Origin of the sequence: Marinoscillum furvescens DSM 4134 (assembly GCF_003386095.1) — a bacterium.
Lineage (GTDB): Bacteria > Bacteroidota > Bacteroidia > Cytophagales > Cyclobacteriaceae > Marinoscillum > Marinoscillum furvescens.
Genome location: NZ_QREG01000009.1, coordinates 43,862 through 63,691 on the forward strand (window position 1 = coordinate 43,862; position 19,830 = coordinate 63,691).

General features: G+C 46.8%; 19 protein-coding genes. 11 read left to right on the forward strand and 8 right to left on the reverse strand.

The genetic code is table 11. The features are described 5' to 3' along the window. Positions 1-16 precede the first annotated feature (16 nt). The 3 genes from C7460_RS11065 to C7460_RS11075 all read left to right on the forward strand — a co-directional run bounded on the left by C7460_RS11065 (position 17) and on the right by C7460_RS11075 (position 3,976). Positions 17-1,060 carry an anhydro-N-acetylmuramic acid kinase gene (locus C7460_RS11065; protein ID WP_147302915.1) on the forward strand — a complete coding sequence of 348 codons (1,044 nt, stop codon included), beginning with the start codon at positions 17-19 and terminating at the stop codon, positions 1,058-1,060. A gap of 113 nt (positions 1,061-1,173) precedes the next feature. Next, positions 1,174-2,406, forward strand: a complete 1,233-nt coding sequence (locus C7460_RS11070; protein WP_115868169.1) for a Glu/Leu/Phe/Val dehydrogenase dimerization domain-containing protein — start codon at positions 1,174-1,176, stop codon at positions 2,404-2,406. A 49-nt stretch (positions 2,407-2,455) separates the two neighbouring features. After that, on the forward strand, positions 2,456-3,976 hold the full coding sequence (locus C7460_RS11075) for a sodium:proton antiporter (protein ID WP_245986311.1): 1,521 nt from the start codon (positions 2,456-2,458) through the stop codon (positions 3,974-3,976). Positions 3,977-4,050: 74 nt separating this feature from the next. Here the strand turns inward: C7460_RS11075 and C7460_RS11080 are convergent, their stop codons facing one another. From C7460_RS11080 to pdhA, 4 genes are all read right to left on the reverse strand, one after another. Then, positions 4,051-5,364 carry an aspartate kinase gene (locus C7460_RS11080; protein ID WP_115868171.1) on the reverse strand — a complete coding sequence of 438 codons (1,314 nt, stop codon included), beginning with the start codon at positions 5,362-5,364 and terminating at the stop codon, positions 4,051-4,053. Positions 5,365-5,428: 64 nt separating this feature from the next. Continuing rightward, positions 5,429-5,914 (reverse strand): 6,7-dimethyl-8-ribityllumazine synthase, encoded by a 486-nt coding sequence (gene ribH, locus C7460_RS11085; protein ID WP_115868172.1) that lies wholly within the window; start codon positions 5,912-5,914, stop codon positions 5,429-5,431. A gap of 69 nt (positions 5,915-5,983) precedes the next feature. Further along, on the reverse strand, positions 5,984-6,685 hold the full coding sequence (locus C7460_RS11090; protein ID WP_115868173.1) for a tetratricopeptide repeat protein: 702 nt from the start codon (positions 6,683-6,685) through the stop codon (positions 5,984-5,986). 43 nt (positions 6,686-6,728) lie between these two features. Then, positions 6,729-7,742, reverse strand: coding sequence for a pyruvate dehydrogenase (acetyl-transferring) E1 component subunit alpha (pdhA, locus tag C7460_RS11095; RefSeq protein WP_115868174.1), 1,014 nt, complete (start codon positions 7,740-7,742; stop codon positions 6,729-6,731). Between the two features lie 95 nt (positions 7,743-7,837). Here pdhA and recF point away from each other — a divergent pair, with 95 nt between their 5' ends. Beyond that, entirely contained in the window at positions 7,838-8,935 is a 1,098-nt protein-coding gene (gene recF / locus C7460_RS11100; RefSeq protein WP_115868175.1) for a DNA replication/repair protein RecF, read from the forward strand. Further along, positions 8,932-9,225, forward strand: a complete 294-nt coding sequence (locus C7460_RS11105) for a DUF721 domain-containing protein (RefSeq protein ID WP_115868176.1) — start codon at positions 8,932-8,934, stop codon at positions 9,223-9,225. Before recF ends, C7460_RS11105 begins: the two co-directional genes overlap by 4 nt. On the opposite strand, the gene C7460_RS11110 is transcribed toward C7460_RS11105, so the two are convergent. From C7460_RS11110 to C7460_RS11120, 3 genes are read right to left on the reverse strand one after another with little or no spacing between them, the layout of a single operon-like run. Next, positions 9,222-9,995 carry a DUF6048 family protein gene (locus C7460_RS11110; protein WP_147302916.1) on the reverse strand — a complete coding sequence of 258 codons (774 nt, stop codon included), beginning with the start codon at positions 9,993-9,995 and terminating at the stop codon, positions 9,222-9,224. The genes C7460_RS11105 and C7460_RS11110 overlap by 4 nt on opposite strands. Next, positions 9,992-10,354 carry an endonuclease domain-containing protein gene (locus C7460_RS11115; protein WP_115868178.1) on the reverse strand — a complete coding sequence of 121 codons (363 nt, stop codon included), beginning with the start codon at positions 10,352-10,354 and terminating at the stop codon, positions 9,992-9,994. Before C7460_RS11115 ends, C7460_RS11110 begins: the two co-directional genes overlap by 4 nt. Positions 10,355-10,383: 29 nt before the next feature. Next, positions 10,384-10,854: a hypothetical protein gene (locus tag C7460_RS11120; RefSeq protein WP_115868179.1), complete on the reverse strand. Its 471-nt coding sequence runs from the start codon at positions 10,852-10,854 to the stop codon at positions 10,384-10,386. Positions 10,855-10,957: 103 nt separating this feature from the next. On the opposite strand from C7460_RS11120, the gene rimO reads away from it, so the two are divergent. From rimO to C7460_RS11145, 5 genes are read left to right on the forward strand one after another with little or no spacing between them, the layout of a single operon-like run. Next, on the forward strand, positions 10,958-12,271 hold the full coding sequence (rimO, locus tag C7460_RS11125; RefSeq protein WP_115868180.1) for a 30S ribosomal protein S12 methylthiotransferase RimO: 1,314 nt from the start codon (positions 10,958-10,960) through the stop codon (positions 12,269-12,271). Beyond that, positions 12,271-13,830, forward strand: coding sequence for a bacillithiol biosynthesis cysteine-adding enzyme BshC (gene bshC / locus C7460_RS11130; protein ID WP_115868181.1), 1,560 nt, complete (start codon positions 12,271-12,273; stop codon positions 13,828-13,830). The genes rimO and bshC overlap by 1 nt, the downstream gene beginning before the upstream one ends. Then, positions 13,831-14,412: a 5-formyltetrahydrofolate cyclo-ligase gene (locus C7460_RS11135; RefSeq protein ID WP_115868182.1), complete on the forward strand. Its 582-nt coding sequence runs from the start codon at positions 13,831-13,833 to the stop codon at positions 14,410-14,412. Next, positions 14,409-15,395, forward strand: a complete 987-nt coding sequence (locus C7460_RS11140) for a YpdA family putative bacillithiol disulfide reductase (protein WP_115868183.1) — start codon at positions 14,409-14,411, stop codon at positions 15,393-15,395. Before C7460_RS11135 ends, C7460_RS11140 begins: the two co-directional genes overlap by 4 nt. Positions 15,396-15,455: 60 nt before the next feature. After that, positions 15,456-16,328: a pirin family protein gene (locus C7460_RS11145; protein WP_115868184.1), complete on the forward strand. Its 873-nt coding sequence runs from the start codon at positions 15,456-15,458 to the stop codon at positions 16,326-16,328. On the opposite strand, the gene C7460_RS11150 is transcribed toward C7460_RS11145, so the two are convergent. Then, on the reverse strand, positions 16,325-17,296 hold the full coding sequence (locus C7460_RS11150; RefSeq protein WP_115868185.1) for an endonuclease/exonuclease/phosphatase family protein: 972 nt from the start codon (positions 17,294-17,296) through the stop codon (positions 16,325-16,327). The two genes, C7460_RS11145 and C7460_RS11150, sit on opposite strands and share 4 nt — an antisense overlap. A gap of 152 nt (positions 17,297-17,448) precedes the next feature. On the opposite strand from C7460_RS11150, the gene C7460_RS11155 reads away from it, so the two are divergent. After that, positions 17,449-19,824 carry a TonB-dependent receptor gene (locus tag C7460_RS11155; protein ID WP_317127695.1) on the forward strand — a complete coding sequence of 792 codons (2,376 nt, stop codon included), beginning with the start codon at positions 17,449-17,451 and terminating at the stop codon, positions 19,822-19,824. The last annotated feature ends 6 nt before the right edge of the window (positions 19,825-19,830 follow it).

Consider the following 19,830-nt stretch of genomic DNA (forward strand, 5'->3'; position numbering starts at 1 on the left):
ACAAAACTACAAAGCATTGGACCAATATACGGCAGTAGGCGTGATGTCTGGCTCATCTCTGGATGGATTAGACGTTTGTTTAGTAAAATTTAACAAATCGGACCATTGGGAATATGAAATAGAAGCCGCTGAAACACTGAATATTCCTAAGCACATAGAGGGGCAACTAAGAAATGCTCCAGCGTTGAGCACCCTTGATTTACTTCAATTAGATGTTACATATGGCGCATGGATTGCACAAGCACTTGGCTCTTGGCTTTCGGGAAGGTCTGACATAGATGTGATAGGCATTCATGGTCACACGGTGTTCCACGAACCAGACCATAAAATCAGCCTTCAAATAGGAAACGGCAACCTCGTCTGTCAGCAGCTAGGCCTGCCTGTGGTAGACAACTTTAGGGCTACCGACTGCTACCATGGTGGCCAGGGAGCACCACTAGTTCCTGTAGGGGAAGCACTATTACTTCCAGGCTATGTGGCATATCTCAATCTTGGAGGTATCGCCAATATTTCGATCCATCACAATGGTATAACAGCGTGGGACGTGGCACCATGCAATCAGGTACTCAACCATTTTGCGCATGCGCTGGGAAAACCGTACGATGCGGGAGGAGAGCTAGCCCGAACAGGCAAAATAGCCCATGCCTGGAAATCTCAAATAGAGGCCCTGGCGTACTTTCAGCAAGCTCCTCCAAAATCACTCGCCAACCAATGGACAGCCAATATACTGGAACTAGACGCACCTCAGGCTGAAGATGCCCTACGGACATACGTGGATTTTTTGGCTCAGGAAATAGCCAAAACCGTGAGCGGGCATACAGGCAAACTGCTCGTCACTGGCGGAGGAGCGTTAAACAGTTTTCTGGTATCAGAAATCCAAAAAGCCTGCGCTGACTCCATCATAGTTGAGACCCCTGAGCAAGAGCTCGTGGAATACAAAGAAGCACTCGTATTTGCTTTGCTCGGAACCCTTAAAAAAATTGGTCTCCCTAATGTCTATGCCTCTGTGACTGGCGCAAAAAAAGACACTGTTTCGGGCACCTTACACCTGCCCGGCTAAACCATCAGCCAGGCCGCTCAACACCCATGAAGCCGGTTTCACCAGATAGTGGTGGTGCATGTAGGGCATTTCATTAAATTTGGGGCCAATTTGACAAACAACATACCCCAAAAATGAAAGATTTACTAAAGAAGTTTGAGGACAAGAAGCCTGAAATCGTCTTTGAATGGTCGGACCCTGAAACAGAAGCTGAAGGCTGGGCAGTGATCAACTCACTACGAAACGGTGCTGCCGGAGGTGGTACCCGCATGCGTGTAGGCCTGGACAAGCGAGAAGTCGAATCCCTGGCCAAAACCATGGAAATAAAGTTTACAGTATCTGGCCCTCAGATAGGTGGTGCCAAGTCTGGCATCAACTTTGACCCCAATGACCCCAGAAAAGAAGAGGTGCTCAAGCGCTGGTACAAGGCGGTATACCCACTGCTAAAAAACTACTACGGCACGGGAGGCGATCTCAATGTAGACGAAATCCATGAGGTCATCCCCATTACAGAAGGCTTTGGGCTCTGGCACCCTCAAGAAGGAGTGGTAAATGGGCACTACGATCCACCAAAACCTCAAAAGATTCACATGATCGGGCGCTTGCGTCAGGGGGTTTCTAAAATCCTTGAGGACCAAAACTACGTACCCACTTCAGATAAAAAGTACACGGTGTCTGATATGATAACGGGCTTTGGAGTAGCAGAATCCGTAAGGCATTTTTATCAGCTTTGGGGTGGAGATATCACCACCAAGCGCGCGATAATTCAAGGCTGGGGCAACGTGGGAGCTACAGCAGCACTATACCTGGCAAAATATGGCGTGAAAATTGCTGGGATCATTGATCGAAACGGAGGCATCATCGATACCACCGGCCTTGATCTGGACGCGATCAAGAAACTTTTTTATGACCGTCGTGGAAACGAACTTGTAGCTGACGAGCTGATTCCTTTTGACCAATGCAATGACCAAATCTGGAGTACGGGTGCAGAAATCTTTATTCCAGCAGCCGCTTCGCGCCTGGTATCGCGCCAGCAGGCAGAGCAACTCATCGCAAATGGACTGGAGGTAGTTGCCTGTGGTGCCAATGTTCCTTTCAAAGACGAAGCGATCTTTTACGGTCCTATTGCCGAATATGTAGATGGTCACGCTGCGCTAATCACAGATTTTATTTCAAACTGCGGCATGGCAAGGACTTTTGCATATCTGATGGACCCGAAGAATGATCGCAAAATAACTGACGATGAAATCTTCACCGACATTTCGCAAACGATTGAAAAAGCGTTAGTGAAAGTTCATCAGGAAAATCCGGAAAAAACCGGACTGGGAGAAGCAGCATTTAAGATTGCTCTTTCCCAACTAATTTAAAATCTGGCTTGTTTTTCAGCCGGCAAATGATAATTTTAGCTTTATCTAAATGACCCGAATAACCTCAATGAGAAGACATATACTAGTATTTCTATTTACTGTTTTATTAGTGGTATCGAATTTTGGCGTTGAGGTGAAAGCGGCCGACATCCCTCAGGACCACACTGAGCAGACTGTATCGGATGGCCAGCATGGCCCTGCACAGGATGGACATGGCGAATCAGCCGAAGCACATCATGCTCCCGCCGGATGGAGCGTGATCCCCTTTGTAGTGCTCTTACTGATGATTGCCACAGGCCCGCTTTTTTATGAGCACTTCTGGCATAAAAACTATCCAATTGTAGCTGTAATCCTGGCTGTAATCGTAGTTAGCTATTATCTATTTGTTTTGCATAATCATCATGGCCCTGTACATGCGCTTTTTGAGTATGTCCAGTTTATAGCCCTGCTAACGGGGCTTTTTGTGGCCTCTGGCGGAATCATGATCATTGTAGATAAAGAAGCCAAGCCTGGCACCAATGTGGCCCTACTGGCTTTTGGTGCGGTGATCGCCAATATCATCGGCACCACAGGAGCTTCAATGCTACTCATTCGACCGTTTATTCGGCTCAACAAAAACAGAATCAAAGCTTATCACATTATCTTCTTTATTTTCATTGTAAGTAATGTGGGAGGGTCACTGACACCTATTGGTGACCCTCCGCTTTTTCTTGGGTTCCTCAAAGGCATCCCTTTTTTCTGGACACTCACAAATAACTTCTTCCCGTGGATTTTCGCCATTATAATCCTTCTGTTGGTGTTTTTCCTGCTGGACAAAAACAACAAAGCCGACTATAGCTTTGGTGAAGAGCAGGCTACACCTACTGGCAAAGTGGCTTTTCGTGGTACACGAAACTTCGCGTGGCTGGCTGTAGTGGTTGGAGCTGTCTTTCTAGACCCTAATGTATTTGAGTGGGTGCCAGGGATAATGTATGATGGACAAAAATTCTCTTACATTCGAGAAATCATCATGCTGGCCGCAGCTTTTTGTTCTTACAAATTCGCTGACAAGCAAGCGCTCAATGGCAATGATTTTAGCTTCGAACCAATACGGGAAGTTGCTTTTATATTCATTGGCATATTTGGCACCATGATGCCTGCTCTGGAGTTGGTCAGCAATTTTGCCCAGTCCGAAGAAGGCATCCAGTTTATCACGCACAATACGCTCTACTGGGGTACAGGTTTGCTTTCTGGCTTTTTGGACAATGCGCCTACTTATGTAAACTTCCTCACGGCAGGAATGGCTGCAGATGGAGCTAGCATCAACAAGGTGGCTGAGGTCGTACAATACTCACAAGGCGGGTATAACAACTCCATGCTAGAACTCAAGGCCATCTCCGTGGCTGCTGTATTCTTTGGTGCCATGACCTACATTGGCAATGGCCCTAACTTCATGGTAAAATCCATCGCCGAGCAGGTAGGTATCAAAATGCCCTCTTTCTTTGGCTACATAGTCCGATTTTCCATTCCTTTCTTGATTCCGCTACTGGTAGTTGTATGGTTGATTTTCTTCTATTGGAACTTGATCTAGAAAACTAAAAGACATTAAAAAAAGCCGGCTGAATTGAAATTCAGCCGGCTTTTTTTATTTGGTGTGCATTTTCCTTAGAAAAGTGCCTTATGCAGTTTTATAAGTGCTTCCTTTTTATGCTCTTCACTTACGAGTAGTGAGATATTGTTTCGGCTACCACCGTAAGAGATCATTCGTAGTGGTATCTCATCTAGCGCTTCAAAGATGGCTTTGCCCATACCTTTACGCTCAGCGATCAGATCACCTACGATGCAAATGATGGTTTGCTTGGCATCTACTTCTACAGTGCCGTACTGAGATATCTCCTTGGATATCGCATCGATATGCTCTGGATTGTCAATCGTAAGCGACACAGCAATCTCTGAGGTCGTGATCATGTCGATAGGGGTACGGTACTTTTCAAACACCTCAAATACACGCTTCAAGAAACCATAAGCCATCACCATGCGGCTAGACTTTATTTTGATAGCAGTGATGTGATCCTTTGCCGCTATGGCTTTTACTGCCTCCGGCTCACGATGCGAAGATATCAGCGTACCATGTGCATCCGGATCCATGGTGTTTTTGATGCGCACAGGAACTTCATGCAGCTGCGCTGGCACTATGCAGTGAGGATGGAGCACTTTGGCACCAAAGTATGCCAGCTCACTCGCTTCTTCAAAGCTGAGATTAGCCAGAGGGTGTGTCGGCTGTACAATTCTTGGATCGTTATTGTGCATCCCGTCGATATCTGTCCAGATCTGCACTTCTTCGGCTCCCAGTACCGCGCCAATGATGGTGGCAGAATAATCACTTCCCCCTCGGCGGAGGTTGTCCATACCTCCAGCGGCATTTCGAGCTATGTAACCCTGAGTAATAACTACATCGTTCTTTACCTCGGTCAGCAGATGCTTGAGCTTCTTACCTGACAGTTTCAAGTCTGGTTCTGCATACTCGTCCAGGGACATAAAATCCTGGGCCATCACCATATCGGCAGCCGTGTTGGTGTGACTATTGAGGTAATCGGTGAAAAAACGCGTGGAAATCAGTTCTCCCTTTACGACCAGCATCTTAGCCACCTGCTCTGAGTATTTCTCATCGACCAATGCCCTGATATCTGCAAAAGTTTGTTTTACAAATTCGTGATTGGTATCAGCAGCTGGAGCCTGCCCGAGTAGCTCATCTACAAACTCGTGGTATTTGACCTCCAAGTCATTGGCTATTCTCGATGCCTCTTCCTTGTTCCCCTTTTCGCATTGTTCACAGATGCTCACCAGTGTATTGGTGGTACCTGATACTGCTGATAATACCACGATCTTCTCTCCTGGCACACCAGCAATGATCTCTGCCACTTGCTTCATACGCTCAGGTGAGCCTACAGATGTCCCTCCGAATTTTAAAATTTTCATTCCTGATAAAAAGTTTTGACTTGAAACGTTATTACACTGATGGGCTAATGGGTGTTTATTTCAGTCAAACAGGTTTTACGCTGAGCATTTTCACTGCTGTAGCTGCTGCTTCGTCACCCTTGTTGCCATGCTTGCCGCCTGCTCGATCCATGGCTTGCTTTTGTGTATCGGGGGTGAGTACCCCAAAGACCACAGGCTTGTCATATTTTAGGCCCACATCAGTGATGCCCTGAGCACAAGCCTGGCAGATAAAATCAAAATGACGCGTCTCTCCCTGGATGACACAGCCCAGGGTAATGACTGCATCTATGTCTTCTCGCTTTGCCATCCACTGAGCTCCGAGCGTAAGCTCAAAGCTGCCCGGCACATTCATTCGCTCGATGTTTTCGCGTGTGGCTCCCAGCTGAAGAAGCGTCTCGAATGCGCCCGAATACAAGGCTTCGGTTACTTCTTCGTTCCACTCTGCTACTACGATACCAAATTTAAATCCGGAAACGTCCTTGATTCCTTTTACATTGGTATCACTAAGGTTTTTTAATGATGTTGCCATAAAATAAAAAAAGGGATAAAGCTTTTGCTGCCCTATCCCTTAGATTTTGTTTTCGATTGAATCTAAATATTATTCGGCAGCCAGTCCCTCGAGTCTGGCCTTCTGTTTCTTTGCTTCCTGTAGTAACGTCGCATTTGGAAATTCATCCACGATCTTGCCATAAGCAGCTGCCGCAGCATCGAAATTTCCGTTTGCTTCATGAGCTACAGCCAACTTTTGCAAGTATATAGGAGTAAACTGGTCGTTAGGTTTGTAACCTGCCGCCTGCTCGTACGCATCCACTGCCGCACCATAGTTTTCCAACTCCATGTTTGCATCTCCTACCAAAGCATAGGCTCTAGCCTGCACCAGATAATCCGAACTACTGAAGTCTTCCAGGTTGCGAATGGCGCTGCTGTAATCTCCGAGCTTCATGTAAGATGCTCCAGCGTAGAAGCTCGCAAGGTTGGCTGCTTCTGTACCGCTGTAGGTATCTTTAATGTCTAAGAAACCGTAGTTGATGCCATCGCCATTGAGTGCTTTACCCAGGCTATCTGCTTCAAAGTAATACACCGCCTGAAACATCTCTTGCTGTGCTTCCTGGTTTTGATTAGAGATATACACCTTGTAAATCAAAAATCCAGCTATCACTGCGGCAATTACGCCACCGATACCAAAGACGAGGTTCTTATTGCGCTTATTGTTGAAAAACTCCTCAGCCTTATTCGCAAGTACATCCGGATCTTCCAGGATTTCTATCCCCTCTTCCTTCTTGGTTGTTGTCTTAGCCATTATTCAAAATAAAATTTAAGGTCGCAAAGATATACTTTTTGCATTAATCCATTATGAATGGATAATTTTCTTCGGCGTACACGTCAGTGTAGGCATCAGAAGCTGGAGGAAACTCAGACTCTTCAGCAAAATCCACGCATTCCTTCACCTGATCTTTGAGTTTCTTATCCAATTCCTTGAGCTCCTCTTCAGAGGCCCATTTCTTTTTAAGAATTACAGCCTTTACTTGCTCGATAGGGTCTTTTTGCTTGTACTCCTCTACCTCCTCTTTGGTACGATATTTTGCCGGATCCGACATAGAGTGCCCTTTGTAGCGGTAAGTTCTTAGCTCAAGAAGTGTAGGTCCTTCACCTTTTCTTGCACGCTCGCCAGCCTCTGCCATGGCATGGTGCACAGCCTCTACAGACATTGCATCCACAGGGGCAGATGGCATGTCATATGCCTCCCCCAGTTGAAACAGCTCAGTCACGTTACTGGTACGCTTTACAGATGTACCCATGGCATAGCCATTGTTTTCGATGGCAAAAATCACTGGCAGCTTCAGAGTCATAGCGAGGTTGAGTGCCTCGTGAAAAGCTCCCTGACGCACAGCACCATCTCCCATGTAGCATACACACAGGTTGTCAGTACCATTGTACTTTTCAGCAAAACCAATACCAGCACCTAATGGAATCTGGCCACCTACAATACCATGTCCACCAAAGAATCCATTCTCTTTGTCAAACATGTGCATGGATCCGCCTTTACCTTTAGAGATTCCGGTGCGTTTACCAAAAAGCTCCGCCATGATAGCCTTTGGGTCACTACCCAAAGCAATGGGATGTGCGTGATCACGGTATGCAGTGATGTATTTATCACCTTTCTTCAATGCCGAAACTGCTCCGGCTACACACGCTTCCTGTCCTATATATAAGTGGCAAAACCCACGGATTTTTTGCTGTCCGTAAAGCTGTCCTGCCTTTTCTTCGAATCGTCTCATGAACAACATGGACTCGTACCATTCCATGTATTGCTCTTTGCTAAATTCTTCTTTTTTTGACTTTGATTTGGCTGCCATATCCAATTAAGCTTACTGTCTTATGTTTAGTTTTGCGCCTTCAGTATCCTTCAAGCCTTGCGAAATTAACCGAAAAAGGCCTTGCGGCAAAATCTATGAAGCTCAATAGCCTGAAACTTACCTATTTTAAAAACTACGACGCTTTAGAGGCCAATTTTTCTTCGGGGATCAACTGCCTGGTAGGAAAAAATGGGATGGGTAAGACCAATCTACTGGACGCGCTTCATTATCTGTCCATGACGCGGAGTGCACTCAACACGGTAGACGGACAAAACATCCAACACGGAGAATCTTTTTTTGCTATCAACAGCGTCTTTGAGGTAGCGGATCAGGAACTAAGAATCAATTGCTACTTTGAGCAGGGCAAAAAGAAGGTGCTGAAAGTAAACGGCAAAGAGGTGGACAAACTCAGTGACCACATCGGCCGCCTGCCCTCTGTGCTCATCACGCCGGACGATACGGAGATTATCAAAGAAGGCAGTGAAGTTCGCAGAAAGTTTTTTGACAGTGTGATCGCACAACATGACCGCAGCTACCTGGAAGCCCTCATCCAAATGCAACGCCTCCTCAAGCAGCGAAATAGTTTCTTAAAACAAAACGACGGCAAGCTCAACATCAACCGCCAACTACTGGACGTATACGACGAAGGATTGCTCCCGCTTTTTCAGCAAATAGCAAAGCGAAGACAGGCATTTATTGAGGAGTTTACACCCTATTTTATCAAAAACTACGCGCAGATCTTTGAGGGCAAGGAAACCCCCAGCATACGCTACCGTTCGGATGTGGTCTCTGAGGATTTCGAGCTGCAATTCAAAGAGGTGTTTCAGAAAGACATCCTCCTCCAACGCACCACTAAAGGGGCTCATCGGGATGACTATGTGTTTGCGCTCAATGACCGGGCAGTGAAAAAATTTGGCTCTCAGGGTCAGCAAAAATCTTTTGTGATCGCGCTGAAGCTGGCCGAGTATGACTACCTCAAAACGCTGAAAGGCTTGAGCCCGCTTTTGCTATTGGATGATATTTTCGACAAGTTGGACGATGAGCGCATCCATCGATTGGTATCTTTGCTCACAGATGAGGAGCGGTTTTCGCAGATCTTCATTACCGACGCACGGAAAGAACGCTCAGAAGCGTTTTTTGAGGGGAAAGCAAATGTGCAGTTTTATGAAATCCACGACGGACAACTGAAATGAAAAAAGATAGAGACAACTCCCATACGTTTACCAGCGCCTTCAGGCAGTTTTTGCAAAAGGAAAAAATAGACACCAAATACCGCGAAAAGCTTCTGCTCCAGTCCTGGAGCACTATCATGGGCAAGCCCATTGGTTCGCGAACTTCTGACTTATTTATCAAAAACAGGGTACTATTTGTCAAGCTCACCTCTGCGCCTCTCAAGCAAGAGCTGGCTAACAACAAAGACAAGGTGAAAGCGATGCTCGACAAGGACTTTGGCGACCTAATAGACGAAGTAAGGTTTCTCTAGTTGACTTCTGGTAGCGGTGGAAATTTTTCTCTCCACCGAAATGCCCACCCAATGTAATAATTGAACTGTACGCCAGTATTGTCTTCATACAAACCAAAGCCCGGTACATCATAAGGAGCAAAGGTCTCCCAGCCTTTCACGTTTCTAAAAAACTTGTAGCGTACCGTATAGCCCATATAAAGCCCTTTCCAAACGTTTACGTTTAGGGCCATGTTCATTTCCATCCACGAAGCGGTGAGGCCTGGATTGGTCTCATTTACCTCGTAGGACCCAAAAAAGGTACTGTCTCTGCGAAAGGAAATTTCATCGCTAAACCATGATCGGCCGTACTTCAGCCCAAATGTGAGAGAGTTGCCGTTTCGGTCGTTTTTGAGCAGGTTGGTCTCCGGGCCAATCATGAAATAATTTCCCGAGTTTTGGTAAGTATAGTTCTGATCTTCTCCTCGAGTGGACGCCTGATGACCATAGGCCACCGAAAGAAAATAAATGTCGAAATCCATGGCCGCCTGCACGCCCCAGCCACTCATCACATCGGCAAAGGCTGTCTGCCCCAGCGGAATAAAATCGGCACTCAACTTAAGCATCGATGGCTTCCAGTCGCGCTCACGCTTTTCAAACAGCGGCTCACGGGGTAGTGGTTTGCCACCACCTCCAGACATCTGACTCTGCATGCGCTGACCCAATCCACCCTGAGCTGTGGCCTCAGCCAATACGGTCAGCAAGAGCACTGCCCCGAAGAAATACCTGCGATATGTAGTCTTAGCGATCAATTGCCCTCAAACTCCTCTATATAAGCTGCGATCTTCTCCACAGCTGCCTCTGTATTTCTTTTGATGAGTAGCGCATCAAACCGCAAAAAATTAACGCCTTTGCTTTCCAATGTCTTTTGCTGATCGGCATCTACCTTATACGCCATATCCCGATCGATACCGTCTATTTCGATAGCCAGTCTGAGACGATTGCAGTAAAAATCAACGATGCAGTCTCCTACCGGTTTATGACGAAAAAACTGAAATCCTTTCAGCTTACGGGCCTTCAGTTCGTTCCAAAGCAGAATTTCTGCCAATGAACTGTTTTCGCGCATTTCTCTTGCTACTTCCGTCAATTCGGGATTAAACTCAATCTTCATTTCTTTCGCTTCGATCTCTTATTTGTTGCTTAAAAATAAATTTCAATGTTTTCGGGCACCACACGATCCAGCGCCGGATTGACCACCACCACTGAGTCAAAAGTAGTGCTGAGCACCGTATCCAGCTTAAATGAAAAGACAGGATCGCAATTGTCATAGTATATCCTCAAATGTGGTTTGTAGAGAATATCCAGCTCATAATCCACACTGTCCGTCTCAAAAATATAAGTCACTTGCTCTGCCTGATCATATACTGGCAAGCCCACCAGCTGCACAGAATCGTCCGCAATGGTATCTTCTACATTGGAGATATAGTAATTACTCACACCAACCTCGTATACTTTGTTGAACTTGGCTACACGGGGTGTCTTTTCTGCAGAGTCTGCCACATAGTAGCCAGCTATCGCATAGTCTGTGCTGGACTCCAGCCCACAATCTTTGATCTCCTGACACGCCAGCAGCAACCAAATACCCAGTACAATGAAGCTTCCTGATTTCATATTTTTCAGAGAATGGAGGCAAAGTTATAATAACCCACAACTATTGAACTTATTATAGGGTACGAATTGTATTAGCTTTGCAGTTTATTTAGAAGCAAGGACCGTGAAGACAAAAGGACTAAAGAAAGACAAGGTAAATATCGTAACCCTGGGGTGCTCCAAAAACCTGGTAGACTCTGAGGTGATGCTCACCCAGCTCAAAGGCAACGAGATAGAAGCCTCCCACGAATCAATGGAGGATGATTCCAACATTGTGATCATCAACACCTGCGGGTTTATCGACAATGCCAAGCAAGAATCCATAGACACTATACTACGCTATGTAGATGCCAAGGAGGAAGGCATCGTAGAAAAAGTATATGTTACTGGATGCTTGTCTCAGCGGTACCGCGAAGATTTGCAAACCGAGATTCCTCAGGTAGACGCCTGGTTTGGCACCATGGAGCTCCCTCTGCTTCTCAAAAAATTCAATGCTGACTATAAGCATGAGCTGCTCGGTGAGCGCATCACCACTACTGATCGCCACTATTCGTATCTCAAAATCGCAGAAGGATGCGACCGGCCGTGCAGCTTCTGTGCCATCCCGCTGATGCGCGGCAAGCACGTGTCCAAACCCATGGAGCAGATCATCACCGAGGCTCAGTCTTTAGTGAAAAATGGCACCAAAGAATTACTCCTCATTGCTCAGGACTCCACTTATTATGGATTGGACCTGTATAAAAAAAGAAATCTGGCGGAGCTGCTAGACCGCCTGGCAGATGTAGAGGGTCTGGAGTGGATCCGCCTGCACTATGCGTTTCCCACAGGCTTTCCTGAAGACATACTGGACGTAATGGCGCAGCGTAGCAACATCTGCAACTACCTGGATATACCACTACAGCACGGTAGCACCGAGATGCTCAAAATCATGCGCCGTGGTACTACCCGTGCCAAAACCGAACGCCTGCTTAACACCATTCGGGAAAAAGTACCGGGAATTGCCATCCGCACGACATTAATAGCAGGTCACCCTGGTGAAACCGAGGCTGAATTTGAAGATATGCTCGATTTTGTGGAGAAATCGCGCTTTGAGCGACTAGGCATTTTCCCTTATTCGCACGAAGAAAAGACCCATGCATTCAGCATGGAAGACAATGTGCCCGAAAATGTAAAACTCGAACGTGCCGAACGCGTTATGGAATTACAAGAATCAATTTCGGAAGAGATCAATAGCCAAAAAGTAGGCAAAACCTTTAAAGTACTTATCGACCGAAAAGAAGGGGGACAGTTTATCGGGCGTACCGAGCACGACTCCCCTGAGGTGGACAATGAAGTACTGATAGACGCCAGTGAAAACTACTTGCGTGTAGGAGATTTTGCCAACATTAAAATAGAAAAAGCAACGGCCTTTGACCTGTACGGACAACCGGTAAAATAATGAAGCTAAATCAGGTATCCCTGGAAGACACGGAGTGTTTCGCTCCTATATTTATAGACTACATCAACCAAAAAGAGGCACTAAAGCCCTTCTATCAGACTTTTCCCAAGTTGGAAAACTTTGATGACCTCATAAAAAACAGGCAGCTTTCTGGTGCCCATCGAGCTACGTTGGTAGATGTACTTACTGAGCAATACGGTCCTCTGGAGCATACCGAAGCTGTGGAGTACAACATCCACAGCCTCTCTAGTGCCAATACCTACACGGTAACTACCGGCCATCAGCTCAACATCTTTACGGGACCCCTGTACTTTATCTATAAAATTGTCACGGTCATCAATGCCTGCAAAAGCCTGAAGGCAAAGTACCCGGATGCACACTTTGTGCCGGTATACTGGATGGCTAGCGAAGACCATGATTTTGCGGAGATTAGTCATTTCAACCTGTTTGGCAAAAAATACCAGTGGGAAAACGACCAAACCGGCCCCGTAGGCCGCATGAAGCCCTACTCGCTCAACCGTCTGATAGACCAGCTACCTGAGCCCGTACCGCTTTTCGAGCAAGCCTACCTCGATCATAGCACCCTGGCTGATGCCGTAAGATATTATGTAAATGAGCTCTTCGGTGACCAGGGACTGGTAGTAGTAGATGCTGATCATAAAAAACTCAAAAGCCTATTTGCTCCGATCATTGAGCAGGAACTTTTCGAAAGCAAGTCCAATGAGCTGGTAGCAAAAGCCTCTGCAGAACTGGAGACAGCTGGGTACAAAAACCAGGCTTTCTCCCGAGAGATCAATTTCTTTTATATGGAAGATGGCCTCAGAGAACGTATTGTAAAAGAGGGAGACACATTCAAAGTATTGAATACCGAAAAGACGTTTTCTGCTGATGAGATGAGAGCGCTGATCAAAGCGTCTCCGGAGGTTTTTAGCCCCAATGTCATCATGCGCCCGGTGTACCAGGAGGTGATCCTCCCCAATCTGGCCTATGCTGGAGGGCCGTCTGAAATTGCCTATTGGCTTCAGCTAAAGGGCATTTTCGATCACTATCAAATCGCCTTTCCAGCACTCATGCCACGAGTTTTTGGTTTGGTGGTGAATAAATCCCTGGAGAAAAAAGTAAAGAAGCTAAAACTCTCTGACCGGGACCTGTTTAGAAGCACACACAAGCTCAAAGAAGCTTATTTGAAGCAGCACGGTGAAAATGGTTTTGGCCTGGAAAGTGAGCGTGCTGAACTCGCCAAAGTTTTTGAAAAAATAAAAAACAAAGCTGAAGAAATAGATGGCTCACTCACCGGCTTTATCGGTGCTGAAGGAGCCAAGAGCTTCAAGTCATTGGAAAACATTGCCAAGAGGCTGAAGAAAGCCGAAGAGCAAAACAATGACACGGCCATGTCGCAGATAGACACCATCAAGGAAAAGCTCTTTCCCAACGATGGCCTTCAGGAACGCCATGACAATTTTTTAACTTTCCAACTCAACCACCCGGAGTTTATAGCGGAGCTGCTCGACAAATTCGATGCGTTTGATTTTCGCTTTCATATCCTCCATGATGAGTAAATGACGGATGCCAAAACCAAAATAAGAAAAGGATCGCTCTACAACCGGCGCATGCTGGACCGTAATGTTTATGACGCGCGTACGGCAGCCGTCACTCAAAGAGCAATTTCTTATCTCTTGGCACATCAGGCAAAATGTGTTCACCTGTTTTTGCCCATAGCAAGAAACAATGAATTCGACACCTGGCCGCTGCTGAAACATCTAGTGTCCGAAGGAATAAAAGTAGTGGTTTCTGCTACGGACTTTGAGCGAGAAACCATGAACCATTTTATCTACACAGATGATTTGGTATTTGAAGAAGATCGGTTTGCGATTCCCACGCCTAAATCCGGGCGCACGGCCAATGTGATGGAGATAGACACTGTACTGATCCCGCTACTGGCCGCCGATAAAAAAGGGAACCGAATCGGTTATGGAAAAGGTTACTACGACCGACTGTTAGCTGAAATGTCACCAGAAGTGCTGAAAATAGGGGTATCTCTATCGCCTCCATTTGATGAATTTCCGTTTGTGGAAAGTCACGATGTGGCCATGGATGTGCTGGTGACGCCTTATGAAACCATCGAAACAAGAAAACAATGAGCGACCAAAAAACTGACGTACTCATCATAGGAGCTGGGCCCATAGGTCTGGCATGTGGTATAGAAGCCAAAAGGGCAGGCCTCAGTCATGTGATCATAGACAAGGGCTGCCTGGTCAACTCCATCTACAACTACCCGGCAAATATGACGTTTTTCTCCACCTCTGATCGATTAGAAATTGGTGGGGTACCGTTCATTTCGCACAACCCCAAGCCTACGCGTCCTGAGGCACTGGAATACTACCGCAGAGTGGCATCCTCCTGGGAACTCAACACCCGGCTCTATGAGTCCGTAGATGCTGTGGAAAAAATGGGAGACCTCTACCAGGTGACTACTTCCCGGGGGGTATTTCAGGCCAGGGCTATCATCATAGCCACGGGATTCTATGACCTGCCCTACCTTCTAAATGTTCCGGGTGAAGATTTACCAAAAGTCAAGCACTACTATGACGATCCACACCCGTATTATGACATGCGCGTGGCAGTAGTAGGCGCCGCTAATTCTTCTGTAGATGTAGCCTTAGAGACTTTTCGCAAGGGTGCCAAAGAAGTCACCATGGTCATTCGCGAAAGTGAAATCAACCCGCGGGTCAAATACTGGGTACGCCCCGATATCGAAAACCGCATCAAAGAAGGCTCCATCAAGGCTTATTTTGAGTCGTCAATCACCAAAATCACTCCACGAACTATCGAGGTAAAAACCCCCGACCAAGAGTTGGTACTGGAAAATGATTTCGTTTTGGCCATGACCGGATACCAGCCAGATTTTAGTTTTTTGGAAAGCATAGGTATAGCGATCGGCCAGGACGAGTTTAAAACGCCTACCTACAATGAGTCCACCATGGAAACCAACGTGGACAATGTATACCTGGCCGGAGTAATCTGTGGTGGCCTGAAAACCAACGCCTGGTTTATCGAAAACTCACGGGTACATGCGGAGATGATCATAGATGACCTCAAAAAGAAGTCAGTAGTAGCGGAATAATTTCCTTCCAAGAGAATCCATTTTGATCTTCAACAGTTTAGGATATAAAACATCAAGACCATGTCCAACTCAGACCTGATCATCGAAGAAAGAAGCCGCGATATCGGTGACTTTTTGGTAGGCCGCCTCCTCCCTTTCCGAAAAAAGCGAATGGTGGGGCCCTTCATCTTTATCGATCACATGGGCCCAAGTACCGTAGGCCCTACTCAATACCTCGACGTGGACCAGCATCCGCACATGGGCCTGTCTACACTCACTTTTTTGCTGGAAGGCGAAATCATGCACAGAGACAGCATGGGTACAGAGCAGCGTATCGTTCCGGGCTCTGTCAACTGGATGGTAGCTGGCAAAGGGGTAACCCATACAGAGCGCACACCGGAAGATCTGCGCAATGGCAGCTCGCATACCATTCACGGCTACCAGATATGGGTAGCGCTGCCCAAAGAGCTGGAGCAAATGGCCCCTGAGTTTCATCATCTGGACCGCAGTGAGCTTCCTAGCTGGAAGGAACAAAACGCCAAATTTGTCCTGGTGGCTGGCGAAGGATATGGAAGAAAATCACCGCTTCCGGTTCATTCGGAGCTTTTTATGGTGGAGGTAAAGTCATCAGATACCTACGAGCTCAAAATCAATGGACAGCTGGATGGGGAAATCGGAATCTGTGTGGTGGCTGGTAGTGTGCAGGCCTGCGAGCACCAGATATCGGCAGGCAACATGCTGGTATCGAAAACCGAAGACGCTTGTAGCCTCACGATGCACCCTGACACCCATGTCTTCCTGTTTGGAGGCAAGCCTTTTCCTGAAGAGCGATACATCTATTGGAACTGGGTAGCCACCGACAAATCAAGACTGGAAGAGGCCAAAGAACGGTGGAAGAACAAAGACTTCCCACAAGTGCCAGGAGATCGCACGTATGTTTCCCTCCCCGGTTAATTTTTCATGGCCAGGTCTACATAGATGGGTAGGTGATCTGAGCCTACGCGTCTCAGACATCTGATTCTGTTTAGTGAGAAATGCTCGGAGCAAAACAGATGATCTAGCGGCCACCGAGCCACAAGCGGGTATTTTGCATGAAAAGTGCTGTACATCCCGCGGCCTCTGCGTGGGTCCTTTAATCCGGAAGTTTCCAAAAATTCCTGTGTGGTATAGCTCCAGGCCACGTCGTTGAGATCTCCCGCTACTACGGTAGGCATTTCCTCTCTGGAGGCCTCCTCAGCTACTTTCATTATTTCCTGATCGCGCGCTGTAGACTTGGGGTTTTCGCTAGGCACCGGAGGCTCCGGATGAATGGCAAAAAACCGTACTGGATGCACTTCGTGCTCCACGGTCACACGAATAGAAGGTATTTCCTCCTTCACCAAAAAGCGCACCTCTCCATCCGCCAATGGCCACCTCGAAAACATCAACATTCCATAAGTATTTTCCAATGGGTGTAGTATCTGATGGGGATATTGTTCGTCAAAAGCGGCTTTGAGCTCGTCGCACCACCACTGATCCGTTTCTACAAACACCAGTACGTCCACTTCAAACCGCCCGCATTCCCGAATCAGGCGTTTACTTTTTCGATTATACTGATATACATTGCTCACCACCACCCTAAAGTTTGGTGCATTGGGGTCACGATTGCTCCTGATCATACGTGGCGCTAGCGGAATGAAGGGAAATATTTGATAGGATAGATAAGCCATGGTAAACATCAGCCAAAAACCAATCCAGGGCAGCAGTGGGTCTGGCTCTGCCAGGTGATGCATGGCGGTCCAAAGCAACAAGAGCAGATTGAGACACCACTTTTGAAAGCGAGGAAACTCAAACACCCGAAACACCCAATAATCATGACGGATCAGCGGCAAGAGCATGGTAATGGAAAACAGTACTACAAGTACCAATAGAGCTATTTTCATAAGTTATGCGCTTAAGTAGATCTCTGAAGGAACATCCCTCATCTCGCCAAATTCTCAAACCGTTCCCAACATTCAAGTTTATTTCATCACTTTTTTGGAACAAGTTAATGAACACATCGTTTTTAATTCCGTCAAAAAAACTCAAAATCGCCTTGAATAAATTTTTTCTACTCGTACTTTTAGTACTAAGTACCAGTCGCTCTTTTGCACAGGAAAACGCTACGCTAAGTGGTTATGTAAAAGACGCCAACAATGGAGAGACACTGATCGGTGCTACGGTATTGATCAAAGAACTATCCAGCGGAAACATCACCAATGTGTATGGATTTTACTCCATCACTGTGCCCACAGGTACGTACACCGTGGATTATCGCTATGTGGGATACCAGACCATCACCAAAACCATCACACTCACCAGCAACCGGCGTGTAGATGTAGAACTTCCCTCTGGCGAACAGCAGCTGCAAGAGGTAGTAGTATCTGCCGAAGCTTTGGATGAAAATGTCTCTTCTGTGGAGATGAGCACAGCCGAACTAGATATAGAAACTATCGAAAAAATTCCTGCTTTCCTCGGTGAAGTGGACGTTGTAAAAAGCCTTCAGCTACTGCCTGGGGTATCTTCGGTAGGCGAAGGAGCCTCTGGCTTCAACGTGCGCGGGGGAAGCGTAGGCCAAAACCTTATCCTCCTGGATGAAGCTCCGGTCTACAATTCTTCTCACATGTTTGGCTTTTTCTCTGTTTTTAATCCTGATGCAGTAAAGGATGTAAAACTCTACAAAGGTGGCATCCCCGCCGAATATGGCGGAAGGCTTTCCTCCATCCTCGATGTGCGGATGAAAGAAGGAAACATGAAAAAATATGAAGTCAATGGTGGAATAGGCACCATTTTCAGTCGGTTTGCAGTGGAAGGGCCGCTAGCCAAAGACAAGTCCTCTTTCATTCTTGCCGGACGAAGGTCCTATATCGATGTGCTGGCTAAACCATTTCTCAAAAATCAAGACGGCCTGGAAGATATTGGCTTGCGCTTTTATGACCTCACTTTCAAAACCAACTACAACATCAGCGACCGGGACCGGGTCTATCTATCAGGATATTTAGGACGGGATGTGTTTGCGTTTGATGCAAACCAGGGATTTGACTGGGGGAATAAAACAGCCACTCTGCGTTGGAACCACCTTTTCAATGACCGGATCTTTAGCAATACCACACTTTTTGTAAGTGACTATGACTATTCCTTTCAGGTAGGCGAAACCAGGGACGACTTATTCAGCTGGAAATCCAGAATCTTTACCTACAATTTCAAAGAGCAGTTTTCTTACTTTATCAATACCAACAACGAACTCAGCTTTGGTGCAGAAGCCATCCTTTATCGCTTTAAACCCGCCGAAGTGCTCGGCGTAAGTGTAGGAGAAGAAAGTGACATCAGCCTGGCTGAGCGCAAAAGCCTGGAAACCGCCGTATACATTGGCAATGACCAAAAAGTCAACAACAAGCTTTCCCTTCAGTATGGGCTGCGTTTTTCCAGTTTCCAGTACCTGGGTGATGGCGAAGTATACGAATATGGAGAGCCCGAACAGCCAGGGGAACGCAAGCCCATTGCCAATGTGACCCAGGCAGACAACTGGGAAACCATCCAGCACTATACCAATCTGGAACCCCGGTTTTCTTTTCGCTACAGCCTAAACCCAACTACCTCCATCAAGGGTAGCTACAATCGCATGTCGCAGTACATCCACCTGGTGTCCAACACGGCCGCATCGCTACCCACTGATGTATGGACACCCAGTTCCAACAACATCAAACCACAGCTAGCGGATCAGGTGGCGCTAGGAGTATTCAAAAACTTCTGGAATAACAAGCTGGAAACTTCCGTAGAGGTCTACTACAAAACCATGCAAAACCAGATCGACTACATAGATGGGGCTGAGATCCTCATCAACCGATTTTTGGAAGGGGACCTGCTCGCGGGTGATGGACGTGCGTATGGCGCAGAGTTTTATCTGAAGAAAAACAGTGGTAAAATCAATGGCTGGGTAAGTTACACGCTGGCCAAAACCGAGCGACAAGTGGCCGGAATTAATGACGGAGACTGGTACCCCACGCGTTATGACCAGACCCACAACCTGAAAATATCTGGCAACTATGACTACAGTGATCGTTGGTCATTTGCTGCAAACTTTACCTACATCACAGGTACGCCTTACACCTTGCCTTCGTATCGCTACGAAGTGCAGGGCTATACGATTCCTGGCGTAGAAGGACGTAACAATGGGCGCATACCAGACTATCACCGACTTGACCTGGCTGCCACCTGGCAAATGCGCAAATTTAAAAACGATGGGTCACCGAAAAAGCTTCAGGACTACTGGGTCTTTACTATCTACAACGTCTACCAACGCAGAAATCCATTCTCCATCTACTTTGCCCAGAAAGATGGGGCTGCTGGAGACCAGGCCCTCACAGAAGCTACACAAGTAGCCATTTTGGGTTCATTTGTACCCGCTGTTTCTTACAACTTTAAATTTTAATCCGCC

Excerpts from the sequence above, each read along its gene's own strand:
- C7460_RS11070 (WP_115868169.1), top strand. The coding sequence starts at position 1,174 with ATGAAAGATTTACTAAAGAAGTTTGAGGACAAGAAGCCTGAAATCGTC.
- C7460_RS11075 (WP_245986311.1), top strand. The coding sequence starts at position 2,456 with ATGACCCGAATAACCTCAATGAGAAGACATATACTAGTATTTCTATTT.
- C7460_RS11080 (WP_115868171.1), bottom strand. The coding sequence starts at position 5,364 with ATGAAAATTTTAAAATTCGGAGGGACATCTGTAGGCTCACCTGAGCGT.
- ribH (WP_115868172.1), bottom strand. The coding sequence starts at position 5,914 with ATGGCAACATCATTAAAAAACCTTAGTGATACCAATGTAAAAGGAATC.
- C7460_RS11090 (WP_115868173.1), bottom strand. The coding sequence starts at position 6,685 with ATGGCTAAGACAACAACCAAGAAGGAAGAGGGGATAGAAATCCTGGAA.
- pdhA (WP_115868174.1), bottom strand. The coding sequence starts at position 7,742 with ATGGCAGCCAAATCAAAGTCAAAAAAAGAAGAATTTAGCAAAGAGCAA.
- recF (WP_115868175.1), top strand. The coding sequence starts at position 7,838 with ATGAAGCTCAATAGCCTGAAACTTACCTATTTTAAAAACTACGACGCT.
- C7460_RS11105 (WP_115868176.1), top strand. The coding sequence starts at position 8,932 with ATGAAAAAAGATAGAGACAACTCCCATACGTTTACCAGCGCCTTCAGG.
- C7460_RS11115 (WP_115868178.1), bottom strand. The coding sequence starts at position 10,354 with ATGAAGATTGAGTTTAATCCCGAATTGACGGAAGTAGCAAGAGAAATG.
- C7460_RS11120 (WP_115868179.1), bottom strand. The coding sequence starts at position 10,854 with ATGAAATCAGGAAGCTTCATTGTACTGGGTATTTGGTTGCTGCTGGCG.
- bshC (WP_115868181.1), top strand. The coding sequence starts at position 12,271 with ATGAAGCTAAATCAGGTATCCCTGGAAGACACGGAGTGTTTCGCTCCT.
- C7460_RS11135 (WP_115868182.1), top strand. The coding sequence starts at position 13,831 with ATGACGGATGCCAAAACCAAAATAAGAAAAGGATCGCTCTACAACCGG.
- C7460_RS11140 (WP_115868183.1), top strand. The coding sequence starts at position 14,409 with ATGAGCGACCAAAAAACTGACGTACTCATCATAGGAGCTGGGCCCATA.
- C7460_RS11145 (WP_115868184.1), top strand. The coding sequence starts at position 15,456 with ATGTCCAACTCAGACCTGATCATCGAAGAAAGAAGCCGCGATATCGGT.
- C7460_RS11150 (WP_115868185.1), bottom strand. The coding sequence starts at position 17,296 with ATGAAAATAGCTCTATTGGTACTTGTAGTACTGTTTTCCATTACCATG.